General features: G+C 35.9%; 11 protein-coding genes. 1 reads left to right on the top strand and 10 read right to left on the bottom strand.

Annotation, left to right across the window (positions count from 1 at the left end):
- Positions 1 to 4: 4 nt before the first annotated feature.
- From fusA to rpsL, 3 genes are read right to left on the bottom strand one after another with little or no spacing between them, the layout of a single operon-like run.
- A complete protein-coding gene (gene fusA / locus WG67_RS00070) occupies positions 5 to 2080 on the bottom strand; it encodes an elongation factor G (protein WP_010962308.1) in 2076 nt (691 codons plus the stop codon).
- A 21-nt stretch (positions 2081 to 2101) separates the two neighbouring features.
- Positions 2102 to 2581, bottom strand: a complete 480-nt coding sequence (gene rpsG / locus WG67_RS00065; RefSeq protein WP_007549313.1) for a 30S ribosomal protein S7 — start codon at positions 2579 to 2581, stop codon at positions 2102 to 2104.
- A gap of 5 nt (positions 2582 to 2586) precedes the next feature.
- Entirely contained in the window at positions 2587 to 2961 is a 375-nt protein-coding gene (gene rpsL, locus WG67_RS00060) for a 30S ribosomal protein S12 (RefSeq protein ID WP_006279787.1), read from the bottom strand.
- A gap of 1112 nt (positions 2962 to 4073) precedes the next feature.
- Here rpsL and prmC point away from each other — a divergent pair.
- A complete protein-coding gene (gene prmC / locus WG67_RS00055) occupies positions 4074 to 4913 on the top strand; it encodes a peptide chain release factor N(5)-glutamine methyltransferase (protein WP_070356704.1) in 840 nt (279 codons plus the stop codon).
- 164 nt (positions 4914 to 5077) lie between these two features.
- Here the strand turns inward: prmC and WG67_RS00050 are convergent, their stop codons facing one another.
- From WG67_RS00050 to WG67_RS07915, 7 genes are all read right to left on the bottom strand, one after another.
- The gene (locus WG67_RS00050; protein WP_010962304.1) at positions 5078 to 5926 is read right to left on the bottom strand and encodes a P44/Msp2 family outer membrane protein; all 849 of its coding nucleotides are present in this window, start codon (positions 5924 to 5926) and stop codon (positions 5078 to 5080) included.
- 121 nt (positions 5927 to 6047) lie between these two features.
- Entirely contained in the window at positions 6048 to 7994 is a 1947-nt protein-coding gene (locus tag WG67_RS00045) for a type IV secretory system conjugative DNA transfer family protein (protein WP_070356703.1), read from the bottom strand.
- 30 nt (positions 7995 to 8024) lie between these two features.
- On the bottom strand, positions 8025 to 9017 hold the full coding sequence (gene virB11, locus WG67_RS00040) for a P-type DNA transfer ATPase VirB11 (RefSeq protein WP_070356702.1): 993 nt from the start codon (positions 9015 to 9017) through the stop codon (positions 8025 to 8027).
- 1 nt (position 9018) lies between these two features.
- A complete protein-coding gene (locus WG67_RS00035) occupies positions 9019 to 10479 on the bottom strand; it encodes a TrbI/VirB10 family protein (protein ID WP_010962301.1) in 1461 nt (486 codons plus the stop codon).
- A 16-nt stretch (positions 10480 to 10495) separates the two neighbouring features.
- A complete protein-coding gene (gene virB9 / locus WG67_RS00030; protein WP_179945723.1) occupies positions 10496 to 11296 on the bottom strand; it encodes a P-type conjugative transfer protein VirB9 in 801 nt (266 codons plus the stop codon).
- Positions 11283 to 11963, bottom strand: a complete 681-nt coding sequence (locus WG67_RS00025) for a VirB8 family type IV secretion system protein (RefSeq protein WP_010082650.1) — start codon at positions 11961 to 11963, stop codon at positions 11283 to 11285. The genes virB9 and WG67_RS00025 overlap by 14 nt, the downstream gene beginning before the upstream one ends.
- 72 nt (positions 11964 to 12035) lie before the next feature.
- Positions 12036 to 12707: GTP cyclohydrolase II (locus WG67_RS07915; RefSeq protein WP_458694946.1), on the bottom strand; the 672-nt coding region annotated here is incomplete at its 5' end.

Raw genomic sequence — 12707 nt, 5'->3', positions numbered from 1 at the left:
ACCCTTAATTATACTCTAACTTTAACTCATCAACCACATATTGTGGCACTTGCTCATAACAAGAAAAATGCATACTATACTGCGCCCTTCCCTGAGACATAGAACGCAAAACGTTGATATAACCAAACATATTTGCAAGAGGTACCGAAGCAGTAATTATTTTACTATTATTACCTAAATCGAGCATATCAGCAACATTTCCTCTTCTACTATTTATATCACCCATAACATCACCCATATATTCTTCAGGAGTAATGATTTCAACTTTCATTATAGGCTCCAGCATTTTTGGACCAGCTTTATTTGCCATCTCTTTAAAAGCACCTTTAGCAGCAAGTTCAAAAGCTAAAGGACTAGAATCAACCTCATGAAAAGCACCATCAAGAAGGGTAGCCTTAAAATCAATCAACGGAAATCCCGAAATTATACCACCTTCTTTTATCAACTCCAAGCCATTTTCTACCCCAGGAATATACTCTTTTGGAATAGCACCACCTACAATTTTACTTTCAAATTGAAACCCAGAACCAGGCTCAAGAGGTTCAAATTTTATTTTAACCTTAGCAAACTGACCAGCTCCACCAGATTGTTTTTTATGAGTGTAATCAATTTCAACAGATTTAGTGATAGTTTCACGATATGCAACCTGAGGAGCACCGACGTTAGCCTCAACGTTAAATTCGCGCTTCATTCTATCAACAATAATCTCAAGATGGAGCTCACCCATGCCTTTCAATATAGTCTGGCCACTTTCCGCATTTACTGACATTCTCAAAGAAGGATCTTCTGCAACCAACCTATTTAGAGCAATACCTAATTTTTCCTGATCTGAAGTGGTTTTAGGTTCTACAGCAATTTCAATAACAGGCTCAGGAAATTCCATACGCTCCAATAATATAGGAAAATCAACAGAACATAAAGTATCTCCGGTGGTTGTTTTCTTTAGCCCAACTAAAGCAACTATATCTCCAGCCCTAGCCTCAGTTATATCTTCTCGGTTATTTGCATGCATAAGTAACATTCTGCCAATCCCTTCAGTTTCGTTTTTTAACGCATTTGAAACGGTAGATTTAGACTTTAATTTACCAGAATAAATACGGATAAACGTCAAGCTGCCTACAAATTTATCCGTCATCACTTTAAATGCAAGAGCAACAAATTTCTCTTTTTCTGAAGGTTTGACCTCAATTTTCTTTTCTGAATCTTTAGGATCAATTCCAACAATTACATCAACATCAATAGGAGAAGGTAAAAAGTCAACCACACCATCTAAAAGTGGTTGTACGCCTTTATTTTTAAAAGCTGATCCACATAACACAGGAACAAATTTTCCTTTAATGGTCCCATTTCTCACGCATTTTTTCAGTAAATCCACTGGCAGATCATTAGACTCAAAGTAAGTATTCATCGCTTCATCATCCATCTCAGCTGCAGCATCTAATAAAAGATTTCGATATTCTTGAGCCTTATCAAGCAAATCAGAAGGAATATCTTCATAAGAAAATTTAGCGCCCAACGTTTCTTCTTGCCATATAATGGCTTTCATAGAAATAAGGTCAATTATACCTTTGAAATCTTTCTCACTCCCTATTGGTAAATGAATAACTAAAGGTGCTGCACCAAGCTTCGTCTTTATCATATCAACACATCGATAAAAATTTGCCCCTATTCTATCCATCTTATTAACAAAGCAGATACGAGGAACGCTATATTTATCAGCTTGACGCCACACTGTCTCAGATTGAGGTTCAACTCCAGCAACTCCATCAAATACAGCAACTGCACCATCCAAAACCCTTAAAGATCTCTCAACTTCAATAGTGAAATCAACGTGACCAGGAGTGTCTATTATATTGACCCTATGATCATTCCAAAAACATGTTGTTGCAGCAGATGTGATTGTAATACCACGCTCTTTTTCCTGCTCCATCCAATCCATAGAAGCTGCACCATCGTGCACTTCACCAATTCTATTTTGCTTACCAGTATAAAATAAAATACGCTCTGTTGTGGTAGTCTTACCAGCATCTATGTGAGCCATTATCCCTATATTTCTGTATTTAGATATTCCAATTTCCATATCACAATTAATTAGCTAACATTAAAAACGAAGATGAGAAAATGCCTTATTAGCTTCAGCCATTTTATATTTTTCTTCGCACATCTTAAACGCACCACCGCGTTTATTATAAGCATCCAGTATTTCAGATTGCAAACAATCAACAGTGGTTTTTCCACTCTTTTTTCGAGCAGCAGAAGTTGCTTTAGCAATCCACCTTAACGCTAAAGAAACCGCTCTATCTTGTCGAACTTCAACAGGTACTTGATAAGTTGCACCACCAATGCGTCGAGAACGCACTTCTATAGAAGGAGTAACATTTCCTACTGCTGTCTCAAAAATTGATAACCCACCTTCGCCTATTTTCTTTTCAGCTAAAGACAAAGCGTCATAGATAATCTTTTCTGCAGTAGATTTTTTACCACATTTCATGATTGTATTAATGAAACGCATCAGCAAAACACTGCCGTAACGCGAATCAGGACTTATTTCTCTTTTTTTTGCTTTATTCCGACGAGCCATAAACTTTAACCAGATTTCTTTACACCATATTTTGAACGAGCTTTCTTTCGATTTTGCACACCACGCAGATCAAGGGCACCTCTTATTATGTGATAACGCACACCTGGCAAATCTTTAACCCGCCCACCACGTATCAAAACAACAGAGTGTTCTTGTAAATTATGACCTTCACCAGGTATATAAGCCGTCACTTCACCATACCCACTAATTTTTACTCTGGCTACTTTACGGAGTGCTGAGTTAGGCTTTCTAGGAGTTGTAGTATACACCTTAGTGCAAACACCTCTCCTTTGAGGGTTGCTTTCTCCCAAAGCTGGTACCTTTTTCTTATGGGTCAATCCTAATCTACCCTTACGTATTAATTGATTTATCGTAGGCATATGTTATAAACTCAAGCTCATTAAAATAACTAAGTTTTTAGTTGTAAAATAATAAACCTCAATAGTCAATATAAAAATCAACATTACTACTCTAATAATTAAGCTCAACTGCCTTGAAAGCCATCAGTAGACTTCTTGCACTACCTCCCAAGCCACAACTGTCATTCAGTAGAAACGAAAAAACTTACTTGACACCCTTCGCCAGCCCCATTATCATGGTACTGAAGGTATTCATTTATCTTCAATCTGTGCAGATTAAATGACAACAGTATTACGTAATTGGCGTCTTATTTTTAATTTTTTGCACTATGCACACTTTACTTCTTCACAACATTTCTGGGTTTTTACCTATATAAGCTGAAACGCGCTTATAAAGCGTTTAAGACAGTATAGTACGCCAATTTGCAGGATTAGAGAGTGACAACTAGCTAATACGGGATATCTTTTGCCTTTTTTTTGCTTAGTAAATTTCTTAAACATTTAAACTAAGGTGAGTTGCATTTAAAAGCAGCTAAATTGCAGTGTTTAAGACTTAAAAAACGCCAATACTGAAAATAGACAATGACTAGGGCTTCTTTTGCCTTTTTTTTGCTTGGTAAATTTCTTAATATTTATGGCAACATGAACTGGGCAGGAAGGTGTCATTCCAGTGCTTGACACTGGAATCCAGTTTTCCATATAATCTCATCGAAAATGTTGTAACCACTTTCTGTGCTAGTTTGCTTGCTTACAAGCAAACTTTTCTGGATCTCAGTGTCTGGGCACTGGGATGACAGGGGAGGGAGGCTACTTGGATGACACCATTCTTTTTCCTGGATCCAAGTAGTCAGGGCACTGGGATGACAGGAGAAGGTACTAGGATGACACCCTGACCTCGTCGTCCCGCTACGTGTTAGCGGAATCTAGAGATACCGTGACGGTATGACGTAAAGCTCGCATTAGCTATACTTTTATGCTCACCAACTTAGCTGGATCCAAGTAGTCAAGCTACTTGGATCTGCAAATTGCAATGTTCGTACAGCTGCGTGCTTGACACTGGGATTTAGTGCAGCTACCCTAAACTGGAAGCTCATCTTGCTATTTTTGGCTGAAAGAAACATATTTTTAGAATAATGAAAACAATCAGCACTTTAATTCAAGAAGGATCGGAGTTATTATCGTCACATAAAGTTGAATCACCACATTTAGATTGTGAAATCATCATGCAGCACGTACTTGGAGTGGAAAGATCATTTATAATTGTGAACCATGCTGATCAAGTGCCGATGGAGAAAGAACTTTTATTTTGGAAATTAACAAAAAAAAGAGCGGAAAGATATCCAATATCGCAAATAATAGGTAATCGTGAATTCTGGAGTAAAAATTTTATAGTTAACCAGCATGTTTTAGATCCAAGGCCAGATAGTGAAACAATAATCCTAGCAGTGTTAAAATATTACCCAAACAAAAAACAGAAACTAAAAATTGCAGATTTTGGTACAGGCACAGGTTGTTTATTGATATCCGTACTTAGTGAGTATGAATATGCTGTTGGCGTCGGTTTTGAAAAAAGCTTGGAAGCATATAAAGTTGCCTATCAGAACACAAAAAAACATGATCTTCTCAGCAGAGCCAAAATATTTCCAAGTTCGTGGACAGAGTGCAGAGGTTCATTCGATCTTATAATCAGTAATCCTCCATATATTAAAAGAAGCAAATTGAAAGACTTGCAAGCTGAAGTGCAAAAGGAACCAAGAATTGCCCTTGGTGGTGGTATTGATGGTTTGAGCTGTTACTTGAGCATTTTTCCAATATTGAGAAAGTGCCTTAAAAAAAATGGGTTTGCGATATTGGAGATAGGTGAAGATCAAAGCAATATTGACAAAATAATCCCCTCATACGAATTAGCTTTTCAGGAATATGTATATGACTTAGCGGGAATGAAGAGATGCATTGTTGTGAAAAGAACATAGCTAATGTTTTTTTGCCTTCATCCCATATTATCCTATATCATCCCAGTACCCTCTACCTAGTCATCCAAGTAGCGTGACTACTTGGATCTATATTTAACTAGATCCTATGGTCAAGCCATAGGACGACAGGAACGGTTTTATGCATTTTTTAAAGGGCAACATGTTTAAGCTTTGCTGGCAAAATGGAAAGTAAGACCAGCCTCTATACCGTGTGTGTGAAATAGTTGATTACCTATATTTATTTCCTCAGTTACTTTGCTACCTGAGCTAGGATTAAGCTTCTTTTTTTTATCATTATTAGGGTCGTCTACCACTTGTCCTAACCTTTTTGCTGTAAGCTTAATATCGCTACCAATAGCACCAAAACCTCTATATCCGATATGCATATTTACATCTTCGTTTATGCGATAGTCAAAGCCAGCTTTTAATTGACCTGCGGGTCTTATTGACGGTTTTTCAAACATCGTCATTCTTGTTGCACCGATCCCAATACCAACGTAAGGAGAAAAAGAGAAACGGTCACTTTTCCAATGATGATAAACATTTGCCATTACAGATATGTTCTCAATTTGGTCATGACTAACTGCAGCACTATAGAGATAAGTTTCTTTATCAGGATCCTCACCAGTCTCCTTTAGGTATGAAACAGTTATTTGGCTACTTGTTAAACCAATATTATCCACTTTTACAGAAGAATACATCCCTTCCAATTCAGCCCTATAGCTGTTGTTACCCAATTCCCCTGTGTAACCAAATGCCACATTTGCAGCAAAAGGTGGATTATAATCTCCTTTATACTCACTTAGTGACTGACCTTCTGTGTTCTGAGCACCCCTGTCATTTATAGACAAATTTTTGATACCTGTAGTGCTTGTTTTTAGTACGCTTGTGTTATTTAAATATTGACCGTAATACCCACTACCAAAGTAAAACCCTTCTGTTTCACTTGCAAAAGATTGTTGTGACAACAATAAAGCAAATGCTGTAACCGCTAATGTTTTTTTACTAATCATTACTACTCCCCTAGTTAAAATAGCTAATCTAATACTAATTAATTAAAAATGGCTTAATATGAAAAACCTAATTATTTGCATAACTTGCACTTTTCTGAGCTAAAAATAGGCAAAGTTAACCTTACTTCTCGTCATTTTTTAATCTATCCTCATCTTCCTCGTCATCATCTTCAAACTTATCGTCGATATCTTCATCATCAATATCTTCGTCTGCAAATTCATCTGATTCATCATATACTGCATCTTCGGTTTTAGTTTCAGCAGGATAATCAACTGAATTAGGTCCCTCAAGAACATTATTCCCCTCGTTATTAACCTTATCTTTGCTCGCAGCGGCAGAAAGAACTTTGTTTGGGTCATATGGTTCTTGTGTAGGCACACGAGTTTGTTTGAGCAGCCTTCTTGTGAAGGTGGTATCACTGTAGTACAAAATTTTCTTTGATTTAATTGGGTAAGTCGACTCTATTAAAATTATCTGATCGTCACGTGGCAACATAATAACTTCTTGAGGCAATAGCAATGCTCTCTGTATTTCAGAGATATGTAATGACCTTGAAGCAGGATTTAAATCTAAAAATTTAGGCTTATTCAACGATTCTTGTTGTACAGTTTTGTTTCCTATAAGTTGCGATATTAAATTAGCTGTTTCAATATTATTGGCTGCAAAAGTTATTCTGTAAGTCGAGTTTGACAAAAAGGAGTTCATCCCTGCTTCTTCGTATATTCCTTTGAGCTGCTCAGTATCTTGAACAATTAAGAATAACCTAACTCGATAACCACGAAAATATGCAATACCTGTTTGAAATTGCTCCATTTTTCCAAGTGTAGGAAACTCATCCATTAAAAACAATACGCCATAAGGCTCGTCATCCGATGGCAATTTTCTACATAAAAACTCAGTTGCCTGTTGGTAAAAAACCTGCATTAAAGGCCTGAGCCTAGTCAAGTTGTCAGGAGTTAAACCAACATAAACTGTAATTTTCTTCTTTTTAAAATCTAGAATATTAAAATCACTTGACGCAGTTGCAGTATCAATCAATGGGTTTACCCACAATTCAAGTGATGAGTTCATGGTTGATACAACACCTGACCTTTCTTTATCAGCTTTTTGTAAAAAAGCTGCAATATTCATATATGCTACAGGGTGTAGTATTTTACCCATTGTATCAAGAGCAACAGCAAGATTATAAACCACGTCATCACTACGCATCGTACGCACAACTTCACCAAAAGATTTAACTTTCTCTGGTGCAGCAAGTAAGTATAATACCACTCCAACAAATAAGCTTCTTGCTTCATTCTGCCAAAAGTCTTGTTCAGGCATGATTAGGTTAGCTATTTTCTGCACATCGTCAACCATCTGCCCAGGTTTTTCACTAATCCATTGTAATGGATTGTAACAGTGACTTATTCCATCTGGCTGCGCTGGATTCCATACGTATACTTTTTGTCCTTGTCGTTCTCGCCAACCACTTGTTATTTCATAGTTTTCTAATTTTATGTCGTGTACAATTACCGAGTCAGTCCAAAATAATAAATTAGGAATTACAAAGCCAACACCCTTACCAGAACCTGTAGGTGCAAATAACAATGCATGCTGAAACCTATCAGAAATGAAGTATCCTCTTTTATCTTTACCAAGCAATAATCCCTTTTTGCTTCTTAATCCTGCTTTTCGTATGTCTTTCTCTGATGCCCACTGCGAATCTCCATGAAGTGATTCCTTCTTTTTAAATGGTCGCCACTCAATTATCCTTTCTCTTAAATTCCATAAGATAATCATTAAAACAATGATAGGCAGTGCAGAAGATATAATTAATGTGATTTTGAGCTCAAGGCTATATAACTCTGGATGATGCCAACAATATTGTATATGATCAAAAATCGTTGGCCAAAGAGCTTGAGGGAAAGGCGTCAAACTAGGATTAATTGCCTTAAAATCCACAGCATCCGGACCATCAGCAAACAGAACAAACAATATACCAGATAGATAGAAGCAAAACTCAAGTACGCTAAAAGCTACTACACCTCCTATGAGAATATTACGCAGGTGATTTCTATTACTCATAAACTACTCTTCCTTAACTTATGTATAAATTTAAGCATTTTCGCTCGCAGATCTAGTAAATAATATCTCAGAAATGCTTCTTTTGCCCCCACCGGTTCTTTTTAGCTGAATAACAATATCAATCACATTTCTAATGTATGGTATAATTTGGTCTGGAGGAATGCCAAGGTTTGCTTGCATAACCATCAGTTTTATTTGCTCAAGGGCCATTGTTGGACTATCCGCATGAAGGGTTGATATTGATCCAGGGTGACCAGTATTTATCGCCCTAAGAAAACTAAAAGCTTCCGCTCCACGGAGCTCACCAACTATTATTCTGTCTGGCCTTAAACGTAAGCACGCTTCTATCAAACCTTGAGTGGTTACTTTTGCTCTGCCCTGCCCTCCTTTAGAGGCAATTAGATGGACTTTATTGGGATGATCGTTCAAAACGATTTCCCTTGCATCCTCAACAGTAATAATTCTTTCCTCATCTGGAATAGCACGCAAAGTAGCATTAGTAAAAGTAGTCTTACCAGTGGAAGTTCCACCACTAATTATAATATTTTTCTTACTTATTACAGCGTATTCTAAAAACTCTTTTATTTTTTTTTGCCTTAACAATAAATCCAAATGACGGTCAACTGGATTATCAGTTGCTTCTGTAACAGTTTCAGAAAAAGCCCCCATTTTTTCGTAATCATCGAGTGCTAACTGCATGCTAGAAGGCTTACGAATCGACATGACTACTTTATCAGGTTCACATGCTGGCGGAAATACTATCTGTATACGATAACCATTTGGTAATGTTGCCGAAAGTAACGGCGCTTCTTCGCTAAGTTTTTGTTCTGTAGCTTGAGCAATCAGTCTGCCAAGAGATTTCAAATGGTTAAGATCGAATACTTCTAATTTTTCACACCTTATTTCACCGCGATTTTCAATCCATACTTCCTTTGGCTTATTTATTGATATTTCATTTACGCCTTCTTCTTGAAATATGCCTCGTAATGGCTCCAAATATGTATCAAGTGCAGCATAGTTCATTTCATTGATTTAATATTGCCTGTGGAGGAAATACTATATCTTGGTTAACAAATACTTTCAATGCAGTGCCTTGATCAACATAAATAGTTGGTTTTTTATCTGTATATCTGCCCACTACATCCCGCATATCTTTAGAAAAATCCTCGATTGATTTCCCGATTGCTTCATCATAAACAGACTTGCTTTTTCTTTGAATTTGTTCTAACAGTTGATTTACAATTTCCAGGCTTATATTTACCTCGTCTTCTTCAATTCCTAGTGCTTTTGCTATTTCCTCTTTCATTATTTTTAGTAAATCTTGTCTGCTTTTGGCACTCCGAATTCTTCCGATAGCCCCAAGGCCTAATTTCCATTTGTCACTAGATATCTTCTTTTCTGGGTCAATAATGAGTTGGAGAGAAGAAAAATCTATTTCGGTTGCAGTGATAGACTTTACTGCATCTCTGACAGTTAGCGTATCAACAAGATTAGAAGCCTTTTGCCCTATAACAGCAGAACCAATCGAAACACCAGCAAGTGTCACCGAAGAGAATAACGCACTTACTATTTTGTTATCAACTATTCCTGCTATTCCTGCTCTACCAAGCTCGTCAGTACTAAGTGATGAGATTGCAATATCTATTCCATGTGGCAGAATCACTCTATTCCAGTTTATATTTACACGAGATTTAGCAACATTCGAGTCAAATGAATAACTGCCTATCAATCTTGAGCCTTTAGGTATTAAAACTGTATCACCAGTTTCTGCATAAACATCTCTACTCACCATAGCACGCAGCATTCCTTGCAGATCAGAGTTTATTGCAGTTTCAAGAACAGCATCAATAATTTTACCTTGAGTAATCATTAAACCAAGCTTTCCTACTCTGGTAGCTTTGCTCGATTGTGCTGAAGTGTCGGATAAAATAGCATCAGCAGCCTTGTTCTCTCCACTACCACCTGAAATTGTCAACATCTGTGCACTACGTCTGTCTCTAGGATAACCGCCACCCCCTATTGTAGGAAACGAGGTAGGTAAATTGCCCATAACATTACTAGAAGGAAAATTTTGCTTTGGCAAAATAGGTATATTTGACACAGGAGTTTCTTTTGGTTTCTCTTCTTCTTTTTTCATCACTTCTTCTTTTCTAATTTGTTTTATTTCTGGTATGATTAGTGGTGTAGGAAGAGGAGGTAAGGGTGGTAAGGGATCAGTTATTATTCTTTCAGGAACCATTACATTATCTGGAACTTGTTCCAACTTTCCTTTCAATTCTTGAACGTTTTGCTTTGTTTCCTCTTTTTTAATAACTTCTGAACCCTCTTTAGGAGAAGGACTAAAATAGAGATAATACACTCCACCAGCCAGAAGCACTAAAATAATGACCATCAATGCCCTATGACCTTGATTAGAGCCAACTGTTACTACCTTATTCTCTATTTCTGATTCATCTTCTGAATTGTTACGCCTTTCTTTATTCATATTGCATGTACCACAGCTAAAGTGACCTATTTATAATTTCAACTTCACCATCTTCATAACGCATAAATAGCTTTTTATGTACTCCTTTTATTATAACATAATCATCAAATAACAGCCTTTTACAAGGTTTATCCTCCCCTTCTACAAAAACCTGAGGTATTTTATTATTATTTCTAAATTTTAAATAGGTTAAATAACCATCATCAAATAACTCGATCGGAACTATATCCGCATTACCACCTTCATCAATATATGTATAATTGTACTTCGTATCATTTTCTTGTATTATTTTTTCTAGCTTGTCTGTAGTATATTGCATTTGAGTAGGTAAAGAAACCTCATCTAAATCAACATCAAATTCATCTTCTTCTTGAGGATAATAAAAACGTACTACGTAAGATATATCCTTTTCAGCAGAATAATCGTGATCTACTTTCTTAGCATCAGTATCCGGGTATTTATCGTAGTTTGGCCTTGAGATTAAATCAAAAATGTAATTTCTTTTTTTAGTTGTCGTAATAATCATGTTAGTGCGACTACTAACTTCAAATGGCATGATAAGCAATTTATTGTCATAAGGATTAATTTTCCAACTTGATGCATCACCAACAGCGATATTTTTAACTTTTTCTCCTTCCGCAAATTCAATATAAGAATAGTAACCCTGACTAAAAACCACCGTAAATACTTCATTAGGGCTATACACAAAAGTCTTTATTCTACTATCTATAGAAATAGGCTCATTATAATTAATGGATGCGTTTAAATTGCCACTTACAAGTAAAGCTAAAACTAATAATATCCTATACATATTCATCATCTACTCTATATGAAATAACTTGAAATCCTAATGGGTTAATATATCTTTGCTGATCATCCATTTCAAGCGATGCATATCTATATGACATAATAACTATCTTATTTTTTCTCGTAGAACTTCCATCTTTCCGTGTAAATTCCACAAAAAATCTCACCTGAAGAGCATCGTTACCCAACTTTTGAATTGAGCGAATTTTAAATTCACTTTTGGTATCTGAATATAAATTAAAAAGATCATCCATATTCTGCGATCCTACATAATTTCTAAATTCATTATACACATCAGGTGAGGAAAACAACCTCACCTTTGTATAATAGTTATAATTATAATGATATGGATCAAAAACCTCCCTTGCTTTTATATACTCTGAAATAAAATAATCGTTTAGCGCTTCATCTGCAGAATACTGTTTTACTGTGACAGGATCAACCAATTGCACTATTCCTGATTTCTTGTCAATTTCTATAACAAATGGCTCAATAGTGCTACTTGTGCTAATTTTAAATATGACTAATATGCTGATAGAGATCGTTGCTAATAATATTAATGCAAATAAAAGTAGAATATTCCTTTGAGCAATAACTGTGCTGTAGCGGTTTGAATTCCAATTTATATCCTTATCTAAGGATTCAGTATTTTTTTCTCGCTTAAAAAATCTTAGCATTTTAGTATTCCTAAAAATCTTAACTTATGTTAATAAACATAGCAAATTAACAAAGTAGTTACAGCAAAAAAGCTAAAAAACTCTTAATCTATGGCCTAATTTACCAAACTTTGTCTCCATATATGAATCGTTATATTTATTACGTTCCACAATAAGTGGTAGACACTTTGTAACTCCTATACCACTACTTTCCAATTCTGACAATTTCCTATCATTGTTTGTAAGTAATTGGATTTTGTTAATGTTCAATTTCTTAAGCATTTTAGCTGCAACAGCAAAACTCCTTTCATCATCTTCAAAACCCAATATTCTATTTGCATCAACAGTATCAAGATTATGTCCTCTTTGCATACTGTACGCTCTTAACTTATTAGTTAAACCAATGCCTCTTCCATCTTGCATCAAATACAATATAATACCACTTCCAGAGTCAGCTATCATTTGAATTGCTTGATGTAACTGACTTCTGCAATCGCATGACAAGCTATCTAACAAGTCACCCGTATAGCACGAAGAATGAATTCTCACTAATGGTTCGTCATCTTTATCTGGATTGCCAATGATAATTGCATGATGTTCTCTTCCACCACTTTCGGTTCTATAAGATATGATATTTACTTCTTGAGTCTGTTTTAAAAATAATGATGTTTTGCACACTTCATATACATCCTGATTTTCTTGAAAATTATTTATGAATGACGTGTCCAGTGCAATAACGTCATTTTTCTCGCACCAATTTCGCAT

The sequence above is a fragment of the Wolbachia endosymbiont of Drosophila incompta genome, from assembly GCF_001758565.1.
GTDB lineage: Bacteria > Pseudomonadota > Alphaproteobacteria > Rickettsiales > Anaplasmataceae > Wolbachia > Wolbachia pipientis.
Note: the sequence above shows the minus strand (reverse complement) of the source record. Positions and strands in the feature narration are given on the sequence as shown.